This window comes from Leptotrichia hongkongensis, assembly GCF_007990635.1.
Taxonomy (GTDB): domain Bacteria; phylum Fusobacteriota; class Fusobacteriia; order Fusobacteriales; family Leptotrichiaceae; genus Leptotrichia; species Leptotrichia hongkongensis.
The window spans coordinates 243,919-260,724 of record NZ_AP019846.1; the positions used below are offsets into that span (position 1 = coordinate 243,919).

At 30.2% G+C, this 16,806-nt stretch carries 14 protein-coding genes; 9 read left to right on the top strand and 5 right to left on the bottom strand.

The window, feature by feature from the left end; all coding sequences use genetic code 11:
* Nucleotides 1–7: 7 nt before the first annotated feature.
* Genes FVE75_RS01235 through FVE75_RS01250 form a run of 4 tightly spaced genes read left to right on the top strand, consistent with a single transcriptional unit; the run spans nt 8 to nt 2,483 of the window.
* Entirely contained in the window at nt 8–859 is an 852-nt protein-coding gene (locus FVE75_RS01235; protein WP_147004835.1) for an SPOR domain-containing protein, read from the top strand.
* Nucleotides 860–906: 47 nt separating this feature from the next.
* Nucleotides 907–1,923, top strand: a complete 1,017-nt coding sequence (locus FVE75_RS01240) for a DHH family phosphoesterase (protein WP_147004836.1) — start codon at nt 907–909, stop codon at nt 1,921–1,923.
* Nucleotides 1,924–1,962: 39 nt separating this feature from the next.
* Nucleotides 1,963–2,181, top strand: a complete 219-nt coding sequence (locus tag FVE75_RS01245; RefSeq protein WP_147004837.1) for a hypothetical protein — start codon at nt 1,963–1,965, stop codon at nt 2,179–2,181.
* Nucleotides 2,181–2,483: a hypothetical protein gene (locus FVE75_RS01250; RefSeq protein ID WP_147004838.1), complete on the top strand. Its 303-nt coding sequence runs from the start codon at nt 2,181–2,183 to the stop codon at nt 2,481–2,483. Before FVE75_RS01245 ends, FVE75_RS01250 begins: the two co-directional genes overlap by 1 nt.
* 64 nt (nt 2,484–2,547) lie before the next feature.
* On the opposite strand, the gene FVE75_RS01255 is transcribed toward FVE75_RS01250, so the two are convergent.
* A complete protein-coding gene (locus FVE75_RS01255) occupies nt 2,548–3,438 on the bottom strand; it encodes a TetR/AcrR family transcriptional regulator (protein WP_147004839.1) in 891 nt (296 codons plus the stop codon).
* A 100-nt stretch (nt 3,439–3,538) separates the two neighbouring features.
* On the opposite strand from FVE75_RS01255, the gene FVE75_RS01260 reads away from it, so the two are divergent.
* The gene (locus FVE75_RS01260) at nt 3,539–4,729 is read left to right on the top strand and encodes a MalY/PatB family protein (protein WP_147004840.1); all 1,191 of its coding nucleotides are present in this window, start codon (nt 3,539–3,541) and stop codon (nt 4,727–4,729) included.
* 192 nt (nt 4,730–4,921) lie between these two features.
* Nucleotides 4,922–5,443, top strand: coding sequence for a peptide-methionine (S)-S-oxide reductase MsrA (gene msrA / locus FVE75_RS01265; RefSeq protein ID WP_147004841.1), 522 nt, complete (start codon nt 4,922–4,924; stop codon nt 5,441–5,443).
* A 9-nt stretch (nt 5,444–5,452) separates the two neighbouring features.
* Here the strand turns inward: msrA and FVE75_RS01270 are convergent, their stop codons facing one another.
* The 4 genes from FVE75_RS01270 to FVE75_RS01285 form a co-directional block, all read right to left on the bottom strand.
* Nucleotides 5,453–7,291 (bottom strand): acyltransferase family protein, encoded by a 1,839-nt coding sequence (locus FVE75_RS01270; protein WP_147004842.1) that lies wholly within the window; start codon nt 7,289–7,291, stop codon nt 5,453–5,455.
* Nucleotides 7,292–7,603: 312 nt separating this feature from the next.
* Nucleotides 7,604–8,191, bottom strand: a complete 588-nt coding sequence (locus FVE75_RS01275) for an SGNH/GDSL hydrolase family protein (protein WP_147004843.1) — start codon at nt 8,189–8,191, stop codon at nt 7,604–7,606.
* A gap of 162 nt (nt 8,192–8,353) precedes the next feature.
* Nucleotides 8,354–8,899 carry a pantothenate kinase gene (locus FVE75_RS01280; protein ID WP_147004844.1) on the bottom strand — a complete coding sequence of 182 codons (546 nt, stop codon included), beginning with the start codon at nt 8,897–8,899 and terminating at the stop codon, nt 8,354–8,356.
* A 212-nt stretch (nt 8,900–9,111) separates the two neighbouring features.
* Nucleotides 9,112–9,582 carry a pantothenate kinase gene (locus tag FVE75_RS01285; protein WP_147004845.1) on the bottom strand — a complete coding sequence of 157 codons (471 nt, stop codon included), beginning with the start codon at nt 9,580–9,582 and terminating at the stop codon, nt 9,112–9,114.
* A 256-nt stretch (nt 9,583–9,838) separates the two neighbouring features.
* Here FVE75_RS01285 and FVE75_RS01290 point away from each other — a divergent pair, with 256 nt between their 5' ends.
* The 3 genes from FVE75_RS01290 to ileS all read left to right on the top strand — a co-directional run bounded on the left by FVE75_RS01290 (nt 9,839) and on the right by ileS (nt 16,766).
* On the top strand, nt 9,839–12,004 hold the full coding sequence (locus FVE75_RS01290) for a Tex family protein (protein ID WP_147004846.1): 2,166 nt from the start codon (nt 9,839–9,841) through the stop codon (nt 12,002–12,004).
* Nucleotides 12,005–12,188: 184 nt separating this feature from the next.
* The gene (locus FVE75_RS01295; RefSeq protein ID WP_147004847.1) at nt 12,189–13,757 is read left to right on the top strand and encodes an L-lactate permease; all 1,569 of its coding nucleotides are present in this window, start codon (nt 12,189–12,191) and stop codon (nt 13,755–13,757) included.
* Between the two features lie 216 nt (nt 13,758–13,973).
* Nucleotides 13,974–16,766 (top strand): isoleucine--tRNA ligase, encoded by a 2,793-nt coding sequence (gene ileS / locus FVE75_RS01300; protein ID WP_147004848.1) that lies wholly within the window; start codon nt 13,974–13,976, stop codon nt 16,764–16,766.
* Nucleotides 16,767–16,806 lie beyond the last annotated feature (40 nt).

Sequence of the window (16,806 nt, forward strand, 5' to 3'; positions counted from 1 at the left end):
AGAAAAAATGAGTTTTCGATTAAATCCGTTTAAAGTAATGAGAGCAGCTGGAATTGTTGCAGTTGTTACTTATGGTGTGGTGCTTGCAACAGGCTATAAAAAATCAAAAGAAACTACAACTGAAAGTATTACAAAAGAAATGAAAATTAGAAATAAGGATTTTTATAATTCCAAAGATTATAAGAATAATCTGACTTTACCAAATCAGGTTGTAGAAAATAATAACGAAACAGTTACAAAAGAACTTGAGCAGACAAAAAGTTCACAACCAATTAATTTACAGCAAGATCAAGCAGAAATTAATCAGAAAAATACATCATCACAACTACAAACAAATGAAAAAACAACAGGGGATGTAAAAAAGAAAAAAGAGCATGCTAAGCAGGAAGCTAAAAAATTGGAACAGAAAAAAAAGGAAGAAGCTAGGCTAATCGAACAAAAACGTAAGGAAGAGGCAAGGGCAGAAGCACATCAGGCTGAAATACGAAAACAGCAACAAGAGGAGGCTAGAAAGGAACAGGCAAGAGCAGAAGCCGCAAAACAGCATGCTAGAGAAGAGGCGGCAAGAAAATCAAAAGAGGAAGCGGCAAGAAAAGCTAGAGAAGAAGCAAAGAAAAAACAAGTGAAAAGTAGTTCTAAAAAGTATATTCAGGTAGCTTCGGTAAATTCAGAATCTTCAGCAAGAGAAATAGCTAAAAAATTAGGTGGAAATTTTTACTATAAAAGAACTTCAGTAAATGGGAAAACAGTTTATGTAGTAATGTCAAATATGACAGACAACCCGAATACTTTAAAAACTATGGAAAATCAAGCTAAGAAAGCAGGAAGTGGCTATATGATTCGTTCTGTTGGAAAATAATAGCTAAGAATTATAAAAATTTAAGAACAGGAATAAAATAAAAATATATGAAAAAAAATTACAAAGGAAATATTTTTCCAAAAGAAATCGTAAATGAAATAAAACTATCTAAAAGCATTATTTTAACAGCACATATTAATCCCGATGGAGATGCATTAGGCTCGCTTTTGGCATTTTATTTTATGATAGATGATTTTTGTAAAAAAAATAATATGGAAAAAATGATAAAAATCGTTGTTGATGATAAGCTGCCTAAGTATATGCGACATTTTCAAGATACAGAATTGATTTGGAGTTATGAAAAATTTAGTGATGAATTTAAGCATAATTTTCAAAATAATGAAAAATTTGACTTGTTTATAAGTTTAGATTGTGCAAATGAGGAAAGATATGGAAAGGCTATAGAAATAAAAAAACTTAGTAAAAAGTCTATAAATATCGATCATCACATTAGTAATACTGAACATGCAGATTTTAATTATGTGGAAGACATTTGCAGTACAGGAGAGCTTTTGTATCAGTTTTTAGAGATTTTTGAGATTGAGTTGAGAGAGAAAATCGCTAAATATATGTATCTTGGAATAATTAATGATACTGGTAACTTTAGGCATGACAATGTTACAGAACATACTTTTTTTGTGTGTTCCAAGTTGATTGGTGCAGGTGTTAATAATCACAAGATTGCTAATATTATTTTTGAAGTTAGTGAAAAAAAAGTTGGATTTATTGGTGAGCTTTATAAAAATAAAAAAATTGATGAGCGTTATAAGTTCATAAGCTACTATTTGACACAGGAAAAAATGAAAGAGCTAAGTATTGAAAAAGATGATACGGATGGTGCGGCAGAAATGCTTTTAAAAGTTGAAGGAATGGAACTTTCACTATTTGTAAGGGAAGATGTTGATGGCTCATTAAAAGGAAGTTTTCGTGCAAATGATAAATATAACGTAAATAAAATAGCTTCAATTTTTGGCGGTGGAGGACATATAAAAGCCGCTGGTTTCAAGACAAATTTATCTTTTGAGGAAATTTTGGAAAAAACATATCAAGAACTTGAAAAATAAATTTAAATAAAAAATCTTTATTTAAGAAAGGAGAATTTTATGTATGACTTTAATATGTTTAATTATCTTAAAATAAAGGGATTTTCAAATGCTCAGCTTGCGGAAAATTTTCATAAAATAGAAAAGGCAAATCAAAATATTAATGAAATTCTTGATAATAATCCAAATGCTGTTTTGAAAAAAATAAAATATACTTATTTAGATAAGGAAAAAAAGGATTTACAATTTGATATTAAAATAGAGGTAGTGAATAGTTAATGGAAAAGAAAATACGAAAAATAATAATAATTTTATGTTTTGGAATGTTAATAAGTTGTTCATCAGTTGGAAAAAGAGTTGTACCAGATTCGGCGGTTGTATCGAGGGATACTGTTGTTAGCAATAGCATTGAAGAGGTAAAGAAAAAATTTAATGAGGCAGTTGAAGCTCAGCATGTTGGATTGTATAAAAAAGGATTTAGAAATTGGAAAGTTATTTTGTATGGTTCAGAAGCATATTATCAGGTAATTGTTTCAGAAGATGGAAAAATTGTTTCAAGCGAAAGACTTGACTATAAATAGAATAAAAATAAGAAAAAAGGGAGTTTTTTATTCTCCCTAAATTTTTTATTCATTATTCTCTTCTTCATTTTTTTTGGTAATTGTCTAAATCATCGAAAACATTAATTAAACTGTTTGAATCGAGTTCATAATAAATATCATCATCGCTATTAATTTTAGATTCAGAAGCAGTATAGATTTCCTTTTCTTGATGAATTTCGTCAATATTAATATTTGGTATTGTTTGAAAATTTTCATTAGAATCTTGGTTATTAATATTTGACTCATTTATATCTGTTTCAATTGTTTCGTTTTGGATAGAATCAGGAATGTATATTTGTTTTGTTTCAGAAGTTTTTGGTTCTGTTTCGCTATCCTGTTCTTCTACTTCTTTATTGTTATCAAGTTTGAAGAGATTATTAAAGAAGACAAAGAAGTCGTTAATTGCAGAACTTTCTTTTTCAGTTTTTAACATAAGAATAGTTCCTTCGAGTAGAGCTATCAGAAGTCTTGCAGTTGTTTCTGGAACAATATCATCGTATTTTTCAGGAAAAGAATATTTTAAAGTAGTTATAAAAAAAGAAAATCTAAGTTCTATTTTTTTATAGGATTTTACAAGTTCTTCACGTATATTATTTTTTAAATCTGCCAGCTCTAAAGCCAAATTTCCAAGCGGGCTTCCACCATGAAACTTGTTATTTACAATATTTTCAAAATATTTTTCAAAAAAATAATGAAATTTATGGATTGATAAGTCATCTACATTGCTGTTAAAGAAGTTTATAAGATTTTCAGTATGATACTTTATAACAGCAATAAGCAATTCTTCCTTGCTAGAAAAAAACTTGTAAAAAATATCGTTAGGCATTTCGCAAGCCTTAAAAATATCCGTTAATTCGGTGTTTTTATAGCCTTTATAATAAAAAAGCTTTGCACTTTGCTGTATTATAAAATTTTTATTATATTCTTTAGTCATTTAAATTTACCTCTTTATAGTATTTTAGATATATTTTATAATTTAATTTGAGGATTGTCAACAAAAAATAATTAAAAAATAAATAAAAGGATGTGATTTTATGAAGTACAATTTTGATGAAATTATTGATAGAAAGAATAATCATTCTGTGAAATACAATGAACTTTTAAGAAAATTTGGAGTGGATGATGTTATTCCGCTTTGGATTGCAGATATGGATTTTAGGACAGCACAGCCTATAATTGACGCTCTTGAAAAAAAAGTTCAGCATGGGATTTTTGGTTACGTGTACCGTCCAGATGAATATTTTGAGTCATTTATAAACTGGCAGAAAAGAAGATTTGGATGGGAGCCAAAAAAGGAACTGCTTAGTTTTAGTATTGGAATTGTACCGAGTCTTGGAGCATTGGTTCAGATTTTTTCTGAAAAAGGTGATAAAATATTAATTCAGACACCTGTTTATTCAGAATTTTATGATATTAACGAAGACAATGCAAGAGTTGTCATAGAAAATAGGTTTATTGAAAAAAACGGAGAATATTCACTTGATTTGGAAGATTTGGAAAATAAATTAAAGGAAAAGCCAAAATTGTTTATTTTGTGCAATCCTCACAATCCGCTGGGACACGTATGGACTCGTGATGAACTGGAAGCAATTGGAAATTTATGCATAAAATATAAAGTTCCTGTGATTTCCGATGAAATTCATGCTGATTTGACATTGTGGGACAATAAACACATTCCGATGGCAAGCGTTTCAGAAGAAATTAGACAAAATACAATAACTTGCACTTCTACTGGAAAAGCTTTTAATCTTGCAGGACTTCAAAGTGCAACAATTATTTTCAATAATTTAGATGTAAAATCAAAATTTGACAGATTCTGGAAAGATCTGGAAGTTCATAGAAACAATCCTTTTAATTTGGTTGCCACAATTGCTGCATATTCTGATGGTGGTGAAGAATATTTGAAGCAGTTAAAGGAATATCTGGAAAACAATATTTTATTTTTAAATAGTTTTTTCAAGGAATATATTCCAGAAATTACCCCAAACATTCCACAGGCAACATATCTAGTATGGCTAGATTGTCGAAAATTATGTGAAAAATTTGGATTTAATCAAGAACAGCTGGAAAAATTTATGCTTACAAAAGCAAAACTTGGACTAAATGAAGGACGTGTATATCAGAAGGGGCTGGAAGGATTTATGAGGCTGAATGCTGCTTGTCCAAGAGCAGTTCTGGAAAAGGCTGTTAATCAGTTAAAAGAGGCTATTTCAAAGGAAAAGTAAAAAAATTACATTTCAATGTTGCTTATACAAAAACCAACAAAAAAATAATATAATTAAAAGTTATTGTTAAATAATTTCTATTTATCAACTTGTATAATGACATAATAAATTATATGGTAACTTTTTAAATTGAACTAAATAATTAACTTTACTAATTCAATTTAAGAGTGAAAATAAAAGGAGGTGTAATGTATGGGAAATTTTAAAGAAATTTATTTGGCAGGAGGCTGTTTCTGGGGAGTGGAAAAGTTTTTTAAAATGGCTCCAGGCGTTATAGAAACATCAGTTGGTTACGCAAATGGACAAACTCTTGACACTAATTATGATATTTTAAAAATGACTGATCATGTCGAAGTAGTGTATATAAAATATGATGAAGATATAATTTCTTTAAATCAACTTCTTGATTATTATTTTTCGATAATTGATCCAACAAGTATCAATAGACAGGGACTTGATGAGGGGCGACAATATCGAACTGGAATTTATTATGTTGATAAGGAAGAATCACATACAATAAAAGAAAAAATAGAAAATGAACAAAATAAATATTCAAGAGAAATCCAAGTGGAAGTGAGACCATTAAAACATTATATTTTAGCGGAAGAATATCATCAAAACTACTTGGATAAAAATCCTAATGGTTATTGTCACATTGATTTAGAAAGTGCAGTAAAAATTTTTGGGAAAAATAAAGATATTAGACAAAGTTAAAAAGTCGGATTATTCCGACTTTTGTTGTTTATTATTGTTTGAATTTAAAATATCTTTACTTAAAACAGAATATAATAGATTAATATATCTTTTGGCAGCATGAGGTTTTGGATGTGTTCCATCTTTGTAGAAGTACTCCTGTTTACCTTTTGAGTATGAATACCAGTCAATTACCTTTATATTTGGATTCTCAGCGCTTGCCTTCTTAATTTCAGCATTAACGCTGTCTTGCCATGGATCAGGCATAACTGTGTTTATAAAGTAAAGTTCATGTCCTTTCAATGTTTCCAAAACAGATTTCATATCCTTTTCGTAAATTGTACCATTTGTTCCAAGTGCAATTACAATTATTTTTCTTAATTTACCATTTTGAGCATAGTTTTTTAACATATTTGGCAATTCATAAAATTGACGTCCAACTTTTGTTTCAATAATTGCATTTGGATATTTTTTTCTTAAATCAATTTTTGTCATATCTAGCACAGAATCTCCGATAAACAATATATCTCTCTCGTCATTTGGATACTTTTTCAAAATTTCATTTTGTATTTTTGATTCTTCTTCGATACCTTTTGATGGAGCATTTATAGCATTGAGAAGTTCATCCATTGTAAGATTGCCATTTTGTGTATTTGTTGTTGGTGCTGGCGTTGTAGATTGGGCAGGTTCAGGCTCTTCTACAGTAGCTGCTGCTTGTGCTGCTTTCATTTCCTCCAAGTCTTTATTTTCATAGACTGGAGAATATATTAAAATTGCAAAAATAGAAATTAAAAGGGGATAACTTATATATTTTATACTTTTTTTCTCGAATAAAAGGTAACTTAGCTCAGAAACTGCCACTAAAACAATAATTTGCATAAAAAATTGTTGCGTATTTGAAAGTTTTGTCCATTTAAAATATTCACGTGCAAATATCATAACTGGGTATTGCCATAAATAGTATTGATATTGATGCTGTCCTAATCTTATAATAGGATTAAATATTTTAGGATATTTTGAAAGATTAAACTTTCTCAATGCAGGCTTTGAAAATAAAACAATTGTAAATCCAATTAAAATACTTGATAAGAACATTAATCCATAATAATTGTAGGCGCTTCTATAGTCTATACCGAAGCAAAAGAAAACTAGTACAATTAATCCTAGAATACCTAAAATAAATATGATTTTTTTCTCAATATCTTTTTTTATATCTCTATTTGTATAAAAACATGCTATCCCTGCTGGAATAAAGAAAGCAAAAGCTCTTGTGTCAGTTCCATAATATATTCTTGAAAAATCGGCTCCTTCTGGAGATTTTGAAGTTGTATAAAATATATAAGCCATCATCAAAGCTGAAATTGTTCCCAGTACTAAAAATATGATACCAATTGTGTTATTTTTTAATTTAAGTTTTTTTAAGCCTTGTATTAAAATAGGGAAAAATACGTACATCTGTATCAAAAAAGACAATGCCCAGATGTGTGTTAATGGCAAAATAATCCCAAAATTATCAAAATACGACATTTTTGAAAAAATTTGATAAATATTATTTAGTCCAAGTACTGAAAATAAAGCACTATATTTATATTTCATTTCAAGTCCATTGTTTACAAAATATAATGCAATAGTTGAGGCTAAAATTACAATCAGAAGACTTGGATAAATTTTTCTTAATCTTTTGTCAATTACTGTAAAGATTGAAAAATTTTTCGAAAGAAGTCCGCTTGTAACTAAATAACCACTCAATGCAAAAAATATAACAACACCAATATAAGTTCCTTTATAGGAAAACCAGTGATAAACACATATAAGAACAAGTGCAATAGTTCTTAATATGTCAAGGCTCTGTATTCTTTCCTTTTTCATAAAATAAAAAAATTCCTTTCTGTCAAAAATATATTTTTATAATAATTTAACTATATAATTTGTTTTTTATTTAAAATTTAAAGATTATCTAATTTTGTTAGTGTGATTTTGAAAAAATTTGAGTATATTTGAGATAAAAATTTAATAAAAAAACTACTTTAAAACAAACAGCTTAAATTACATAGAATACTATGTTTTATGATACAGCTTAACTTTCTTAGTTTGAAATTAAAGTAGTTTTATGAAACTATTATTTTTTAATCAATTGTTTTGTTTATTGTATGTATGTTTGTGTTTTGTGTACTTGAAGAATTATCTTTCTAGAGTATTATTTTTATTATTTTCTCCAAGATAGTGTTTTTTAATTTCGTTAGTCAAGAAGTCTGCATAATATCTTTGCCCTTTGTCATTCGGATGAGTTCTATCTTTGTAGAAATACTGATTTTTACCTTTTGCGTAAGAATACCAGTCTATTAAATAAGCGTTTGGATACTGAGCTACTTTTTCTTTAAGTTTTCTGTTTACTTCTTGTTCCCAAGGATCTTTGTGAGCAGTATTCATAAAGAATACATCTTTTCCATTTGCCATTTCCATAACATAATCAAAGTCCTTGTCTGTAAATTTTCCGTTTGTTCCAAGATGGACAACTAATGCAGTCTTTAACTTGTTGTTTTCAACTAATTTTGTAACAATTCCTGGAAGTGTTGAAAATTGACGTGATATTTTTGTATCAAAATACGGATTTTTAAAATTAGGACCGATATACTGCTTGCTGCTGTTCATTATTGAATCACCTACAAACACAATATCTTCAGGCACTTTTCCACTAAACATCTCTTTGGCAATGATAATTCCAGAGCCAAAAATTAATACTACTAAAACAAATAAAAATTTTTTCATAAATCTTTCTCCCTTTTTATTTTTTACTAAATTTTTGCCTAAAAAATTTTTTATTTATCAAAAAAATATTTTAAACAAATCATTATAAGACATTATTTTTCTTTTGTCAAATTTTTAAGAAATCAGATTTTTAAGTAAAAAATATATTGGGAAATAACTAATTTAGTTAGCTATAAGCATTATTTTGAATTTATTATATGGATTTATAAATACGACTTTTTGCAATTTTGTATCATAAGCATAAGCTAAATTTCCGTCGTTTTTACTAACATCTTCTACAAGAAATGTTCCATTTATTAGTTTTAATCTTACTGTTTCTTCTTTTACAGGTACTTCTTTTCCTTCTTCAGCTGATTCATCAATATATTTTGTTAAAAAATATCCTTTACTGTCTTTTTGTATTTTAAAAGAATCTGCTGTATCTGTATAACTAAATGTTTTATTTAAAAACTGTTCTTCATGCAAGTTTCCATCTGTTGTAAATTGCTCATTTTCTCCTTTCGACATTCCTCCTGGGTATTCTTCATTACTTTCGTCAGGAAAATCATTAGTATTTTCAGTCTTGTTATAATTATTTTTCTGTGATTGCTCTGTAATATTTGATGTATTATTTTGAGAAACACCAACTTCAGTATTTTCATTTTGCTTATTTTTGCAAGATAATATTCCAATGGCCAATATTGTTATAAGAATAAATATTTTTTTCATAGATATTTCCTCCAATCATTGTTTTAAAAGTAAATTATTTTCTGTTTTTAAATCACAAAAATATTATACTATATTTCTTTTTGTTTGTCAATGTTTTTTGCGGTAATAAAAATACTGTATTAAATTAAAATTGTTTACTAAAAAGAGAAAATCAATTTTATAAACAAATTTGCTTTAAAATCAATTTTCTCCTTATTCTTAAATTATAATTTTTAATCAACGACGAATATTATTCTATAGTTGTTAGCTGGATTTATAAGCACTACTTTTTTTAGTTTTGTGTCATAAGCATAAGTTAAACCATCACCATCTACTTCTGTCAGAAAAACATTTTTTACTAATTTTAGCCTAAGCTTTTCCTCTTTTATTGGTCCAGAACCATCTTTTTCTTCTGAATCATCGATGTACTGTGTTACAAAGTATCCTTTACTATCTTTTTGAATTTTGAAACTGTCTGACGTATCTGTATAACCAAATGTTTTATTTAAAAATTTTTCTTCGTGTAATTTTCCATCTGTAGTAAATTTCTGATCTATTCCTTTTGCTAATCCACCTGGAAATTCTTGGTCTTGCTGAATGCTTTGTGTATTATTTTCAGCAACAACACTTCCATTTGCATAAGCTGCTGCTGCCATTGCTAATATTCCCATTAGCAGACATAATTTCTTTAAATTTTTATTCATGGTAAATTCTCCTTTTTATTTATTTTCAGAAAAACAAATTTTATACTTTTTTTTGATTAAAATAATTATATAATATAATTTACCGTAAGTCAATACATATTTTAATTTTTTTTAGAGAAAAAGAGAATTTTAGACAAAATATAAACTTGCTTTTTAATTTGTAAAATTATTCAACTGGTTATTTTTTATAAATTATGCTAAAATAGATGTTGGTAAATTTAAATAAAAAAATCAAACTGTAAATGGAGGAAAGACATTGGATATTGTAGCTAGTGTGGCAAAAGAACTGAACTTTAAAGTGTCGCAAGTGGAAAATACGATAAAACTTTTTGATGAAGGGGCGACTGTACCGTTTATTGCTCGGTATCGGAAGGAAGTTACGGGGAATCTGGATGAGGAGCAGATTCGGGATGTAATTGAGAAAATTACGTATTACAGGAATCTGGAAAAGAGGAAAGAGGAAGTTATAAGGCTGATTGAGGAGCAAGGAAAACTAACTGAGGAATTGCATAAAAGTATTGTAAATGCGATGAAATTGCAGGAAGTGGAAGATCTGTACCTGCCTTATAAGAAAAAGAAGAAAACAAAAGCGGATATTGCAAAAGATCAAGGGTTGGAACCTCTTTCAGAGTTTGCATTAGCCAAAGGGACTACAATGGAGCAACTGGAGAAAGAAGCTGAGAAATATGTTACGGAAGAAGTGGCGGATGTTAAGGCTGCAATTGAAGGAGTGCATTTGATAATTGCTCAGGGTATTTCGGAAAATATTAAAATCAGAGAATTTTTAAGGGATAGAATTGCAAAATTTGGTATTTTGACTTCTAAAGTTATTGAGAAAAATAAAGAAAATGATGAAAAAGGTGTTTATCAGGATTATTATGAATATTCGGAGCAGATTGGTAGAAGTGCTTCAAATAGGATTCTTGCGTTAAATCGTGGAGAAAAGGAAAAAATATTGAAAGTCGACATTGATATTGACGAAAAAACAGAAGAAGTTATAACAAACTTTATTCTGAATACTTTTGAAAATAAAAATTTAACTGAATTTTTTAAGGAAGTTATAAAAGATTCACTGGACAGACTGGCTTATCCGTCTATAAAGAATGAAGTGAGAAATATTTATACAGAAAAAGCGGAAGAAGAAGCAATCAACATTTTTTCTGAAAATTTGGAAAAACTATTGTTACAACCGCCTTTATCGAAAAAAACACTTATGGGATTGGATCCAGGATATAGAACAGGCTGCAAGATGGTAATTATTAATAAAGATGGATTTTACGAAACAAATGACGTACTTTTTCTTGTAGATGGAGTACATAACGAAAGACAGCTTGCTGCTGCAAAGAAAAAAATATTGGACTATATAGCAAAATATGATGTGGATATTATCGCAATTGGAAATGGAACAGCTTCGAGGGAAACGGAGGCTTTTGTTGCCGATGTAATAAAGGATTCTAAGAAAAAAGTTTCATATCTGATTGCAAATGAGGCTGGGGCTTCAATTTATTCTGCTTCCAAAATTGCTATTGAGGAGTTTCCTGATTTGGATGTTACGGCAAGAGGTGCGATTTCTATTGCGAGAAGGATTCAGGATCCGATGGCAGAACTTGTAAAAATTGATCCAAAATCAATTGGAGTGGGAATGTATCAGCATGATGTAAATCAGAAAAAGCTAAATGAAACTTTGGAACAAACAATTGAGCATGTGGTAAATAACGTAGGAGTAAATATTAATACAGCTTCGTGGGCATTATTAAGTTTTGTTTCTGGAATCAAGAAGAATGTGGCAAAAAATCTTGTGGACTATAGACATGAAAATGGTGATTTTAAAGACAGAAAACAGCTTAAAAAGGTAAAAGGTTTGGGAGATAAGGCATTTGAGCAGATGGCAGGATTTGTTGTTGTGCCTGATAGTGAAAATCCGCTTGATAATACGATTATCCATCCAGAATCATATCATATTGCAGAAATTATCTTGAAGGAAGCTGGCTGTAAAGTTGAGGACTTAAAAGAAGATTTGGATGTTGTAAGACAAAAATTGCAGAAAATAGATTTGGAAAAAATTATTAAGGAAAATGATTTTGGAAGAGAAACGGCAAAGGATGTATACGAGGCGCTGTTAAAGGACAGACGTGATCCCCGTGATGAATTTGAAAAACCGCTTTTACGTTCGGATATTTTGAACATGGATGACTTGACAGAAGGGATGGTTCTGGAAGGGACTGTAAGAAATGTGGCAAAATTTGGAGCATTTGTTGACATAGGGTTAAAAAATGATGCTTTGATTCATATTTCTGAAATAGCAGAAAAATTTGTTTCAGACGCTACAAAGGAACTTTCTGTGGGACAAATTATAAAAGTTAAAATATTGTCGCTGGATAAGGAAAGAGGAAGAGTTGGACTTACAAGAAAAGGGCTTTAAATAAGAGTTTGAAAATTAGATTTAATTTGTTTAAAGTTAGAATTGTTTAATTTTATTTGTTTAGTTTTGGAATAGGCTAAAATTTAATTTAGAAAAAAATTTGTACTTTTTAAAAAAATTTGATAAGATATATTATAAAATGTTAATTATTTTAACAAAATTATAGAAAGAAGGTTTAGAAAAAATGGAATTTTTAGTAGGTTTAATACCAATAATTTTATTTTTGGTATTATTGGCTGTATTAAAAAAATCAGCTATGTTTAGTGCTTATACAAGTTTAGTGGTGGCTATTATTTTAACATTTGTTATAAAAAAATGGAATATGCCAATACCGGGGATTATTGCTTCAATATTTGAAGGATTTGCGGTAGCATGGATGCCAATTGGATTTGTAGTAATTGCAGCGTTATTTGCTTATGATTTATCTGTAAAAACTGGGAAAATTGAGACAGTAAAAAAAATGCTTGGAAATATTTCGTCAGATAAAAGAGCACAAGCATTAATACTTGCTTGGGGATTTGGTGGATTTATAGAAGGTATTGCAGGATATGGAACAGCAGTTGCAATTCCAGCAGCAATAATGGTTTCACTTGGGTTTAATCCATTAAATGCGGCATTAATCTGTCTGATTGCTAACTCTACACCAACAGCATTTGGTACAGTTGGATTGCCAGTAACAACAATGGTTTCTAAATTAGGGCTAAATCCTACTCAGACAGCATTGTTCACATCATTGTTACTGTTATTATTAACATGTATTATACCGTTTATCATTGTTCAAATGGCTAACAAGGAAATAGAAGAAGGGAAAAATCCAGCTTTTGGAAAAGGGATTTTGGCAGTAATCATAGCTTCAGTTTTGGGATACATGATTCAACCGATTATAGCTGGGACAATGGGAGCTGAATTAACAACAATCTTATCAAGTTTATTTGCGATGGTTTTAATGATTCTTGCAATTAAATTCTTTATTAAGGAAGAAGAAGGGTTTGAAAAAGAGCCAGTTACAGGTAAGGAAGCATTTTTGGCATGGTTACCATACATATTAATGATAATATTAATAATCGGAACAAGTCCAGTTGTGGAACACATTCATTCTTTACTAGAACCTACAACAACTAAATTTAACTTTGCTTTAGGAAATCAGGCTAAATGGTTCAACGAAAATGGAGCAGATCCGTCAGTAACATTCAAATGGATTTTAGCACCAGCGGCACCATTATTTGTAGCAACGGTTATCGCAGGATTTATCCAAAGAGCTAAAATTAAAGATATGGGAGAAGTTCTATGGCACACAACAGTTCATAAAATACCATCACTTGTGGTAATTATGGGAATTGTTGCGTTATCAGTAGTTATGAAGCATAGTGGAATGATTCAAAGCATTGCAGATGGATTTGTAAGCCTTACTGGTAAAGGATTTCCTTTAATCTCGCCATTCTTAGGAACAATTGGAACATTTGTTACAGGAAGTGACTTGTCGTCTAACTTGTTATTCGGAGATTTGCAGGCAAGTGTTGCTAATGGACTAAAACCAGGCAGTGATGTATTGAAAGAATTATTTATCGCTGCAAATACTGCGGGAGCTACAGGTGGTAAGATGATTTCACCACAAAATATAGCAATAGCGGCTTCTACAGTTGGATTAGTTGGAAAAGAAGGGGATATGCTTAAATTTACTATTAAATATTCTGTAGTATATGCTATAATCTTAGGTATCTTAACTTTTGTTGGAAGTGGAATGATACATTAGTAACTAAAAATTTTAATAAAATTTAAAAATTTAGATATAATAATTAAAGAAAAAGGAGAATACTAAAAATTTGGTATCTCCTTATTTGTATATTTAAGGATAATAACTAAGAGAAAAATAATATATAAAGCGAGTTATTTTAAAATGTATAAAATTGTGATATAATAAAAAATATAAATAAAGAGAATAATTTAAAAGAAAAATATAGGAGGAAAAATGTCGGAAAATAATAATGTGGAAGACAAGGTAGATTATGCAAAAACGCTAAATTTACCAAAGACGAGCTTTAAAATGAAAGCTAATTTGGCACAAAAAGAACCTTTAACATTAAGGGACTGGAAAAAAGCTGAAATTTATGAAAAATCATTAAACGAAGGGGCACCATTTTTTGTATTGCACGATGGACCTCCGTATGCAAATGGAGATATTCACATTGGGCATGCGTTAAATAAAATATTGAAGGATATTATCTTAAAATACAAAAGATTAAGAGGTTATAACGCACCATATATTCCAGGATGGGATACACATGGTCTTCCTATCGAGTGGAAAATAATGGAAGAACTTGGAGAAAAGGCAAAAAATATGACTCCACTGCAAATTAGACAAGAATGTAAAAAATATGCTTTGAAATGGGTAGAAAAACAAAAAGAAGGATTCAAAAGGCTTGGAATTTTAGGAAACTGGGATAATCCTTATATCACTTTAATGCCTGAGTATGAAGCGGAACAGTTAAAAGTATTTAAGGAAATTTATGAAAACGGTTATGTTTATAAAGGGCTAAAACCAGTTTACTGGTCGCCTACGACTGAAACAGCTTTGGCTGAAGCGGAAATTGAGTACAAGGATGTAGAATCTCATTCAATTTATGTAAAATTTGAAGGGACACAGGACTTATTAGATAAATTAGGTGTGGAAGAAGCAAGTATTCTTATTTGGACAACAACGCCTTGGACATTGCCTGCAAACTTGGGAGTATTTTTACATCCTGAATTTGACTACGGATTATACAAAACAGAAAAAGGGAATTTAGTTTTAGCAAAAGAACTAGCTGAAACTGTATTTAACACACTTGGAATTTCTTATGAATTATTGAAGGAATTTAAAGGAACTAAACTTGAGAAAACTCATTATAGACATCCGTTCTTGGATAGAGAAGGGTTAGTAATGCTTGGAGATTATGTTACGGCTGATGCAGGGACTGGAGCAGTACACTCGGCACCTGGACATGGGGCGGACGATTACAATTATTCACGAAAATACGAACTTGGAGTATTGTCGCCAGTTGATGACAGAGGGCATATGACAAAGGAAGCTGGAAAATACGAAGGAATGTTTTATGCAAAAGCAAGCAACGTAATTGTGCAGGACTTGACAGAAAGTGGAAATTTACTGCATCACAGCAAATTTGTTCACTCGTATCCGCATGACTGGAGAAGTAAAAAACCTGTAATTTTCAGAGCAACTGAGCAATGGTTCATTAGCGTTGATGAAAGCGATATTAGGGAAAATGCTATAAAAGCGCTAGATGATGTAGAATTTGTACCATCTTGGGGTAAAAATAGAATTGGTTCAATGTTAGAAACTCGTCCAGACTGGACTATTTCAAGACAAAGAGTATGGGGAGTACCAATACCATTGTTCTACAACAGAGCGACTGATGAAGTTATCTATGAGCCAGAAATTATGGACAGAGTAATTGAAATGGTAAAAAAAGAAGGAACTGACATTTGGTGGAAATATGAAGCCAAAGAAATTATCGGGGATGAACTTTTGGAAAAATATAACTTGAAAGATGTGGATATTAGAAAAGAAAGAAGTATAATGGACGTCTGGTTTGATTCAGGAGTTTCACATAGAAGTGTGCTGGTGCCAAGAAATTTGCCAAGACCAGCAGACTTGTACCTTGAAGGAAGTGACCAGCATAGAGGGTGGTTCCAATCTTCATTGTTGACATCGATTGCAAGTACAAAAGATGCACCTTACAAAAGAATCCTAACTCACGGATTCACAATGGACGGACAAGGAAGAAAAATGTCTAAATCTTTAGGAAACACAATACTTCCAAAAGATATTACAGAAAAATACGGAGCAGATATTTTAAGACTGTGGGTATCTTCAGTAGATTACAGAGAAGATGTAAGAATTTCGGAAAATATCTTGCAGCAAATGTCTGACGCTTATAGAAGAATCAGAAATACAGCTAGATTTTTGATGGGTAACTTAAATGACTTTGATTATGCAAATGATAAAGTTGACTATAAGGATATGTTTGAAATTGACAAGTGGGCAATGCACAAACTGGAAGAATTGAAGGCTAAAACAACAGAATTTTATGATAAATACGAATTTTACAGTCTATTCCAGGAAATTACATATTTCTGCTCAATGGAAATGTCTTCATTCTATCTAGACATAGTAAAAGACAGACTTTACTGCGAAGGAACAACTTCAATTGAAAGAAGAAGCACACAGACTGTATTGACAGAAGTTCTGAAAGTGCTAGTAAGAATAATTTCTCCAGTATTGTCATTCACAGCTGATGAAATTTGGGAAAGAATTCCAGAAACGCTAAAAGAAGAAGAAAGTGTACATTTATCAAAATGGATTGAAGCAAGACCTGAATACTTAAATAAAGAATTAGCACAAAAATGGGATAAAATTGCACGTCTAAGAAGAGAAGTGAACAAAAAGCTGGAAGCAGAAAGACAGACTGGATTAATAGGACATTCTCTTGATGCAAGAGTTCTTTTAAATATTGCCAATGATGAATATTCATTTATAAAAGATTATACAGAAAATGAAGTTTCTGACTTGTTTATCGTATCTCAAGTTAAATTTGTAAGTGATAATTTAGCAGAAAGCGAAATCGAAAGAATAAACATCGCTGTGGAAAAAGCGTCTGGAGAAAAATGTGAAAGATGCTGGAAATACGATGAGGAAGTTGGACATAATCATAATCATCCAGATGTATGCCCAAGATGTGCAAGCGTTTTGGAAAAAATGTAACATAAAATTTATTTTGTAAAATAGGACTAAATACAGCTAA

Coding starts and splice junctions, on each gene's coding strand:
- FVE75_RS01235 (WP_147004835.1), top strand. CDS start 8: ATGAGTTTTCGATTAAATCCGTTTAAAGTAATGAGAGCAGCTGGAATT.
- FVE75_RS01240 (WP_147004836.1), top strand. CDS start 907: ATGAAAAAAAATTACAAAGGAAATATTTTTCCAAAAGAAATCGTAAAT.
- FVE75_RS01245 (WP_147004837.1), top strand. CDS start 1,963: ATGTATGACTTTAATATGTTTAATTATCTTAAAATAAAGGGATTTTCA.
- FVE75_RS01250 (WP_147004838.1), top strand. CDS start 2,181: ATGGAAAAGAAAATACGAAAAATAATAATAATTTTATGTTTTGGAATG.
- FVE75_RS01255 (WP_147004839.1), bottom strand. CDS start 3,438: ATGACTAAAGAATATAATAAAAATTTTATAATACAGCAAAGTGCAAAG.
- FVE75_RS01260 (WP_147004840.1), top strand. CDS start 3,539: ATGAAGTACAATTTTGATGAAATTATTGATAGAAAGAATAATCATTCT.
- msrA (WP_147004841.1), top strand. CDS start 4,922: ATGGGAAATTTTAAAGAAATTTATTTGGCAGGAGGCTGTTTCTGGGGA.
- FVE75_RS01270 (WP_147004842.1), bottom strand. CDS start 7,291: ATGAAAAAGGAAAGAATACAGAGCCTTGACATATTAAGAACTATTGCA.
- FVE75_RS01275 (WP_147004843.1), bottom strand. CDS start 8,191: ATGAAAAAATTTTTATTTGTTTTAGTAGTATTAATTTTTGGCTCTGGA.
- FVE75_RS01280 (WP_147004844.1), bottom strand. CDS start 8,899: ATGAAAAAAATATTTATTCTTATAACAATATTGGCCATTGGAATATTA.
- FVE75_RS01285 (WP_147004845.1), bottom strand. CDS start 9,582: ATGAATAAAAATTTAAAGAAATTATGTCTGCTAATGGGAATATTAGCA.
- FVE75_RS01295 (WP_147004847.1), top strand. CDS start 12,189: ATGGAATTTTTAGTAGGTTTAATACCAATAATTTTATTTTTGGTATTA.
- ileS (WP_147004848.1), top strand. CDS start 13,974: ATGTCGGAAAATAATAATGTGGAAGACAAGGTAGATTATGCAAAAACG.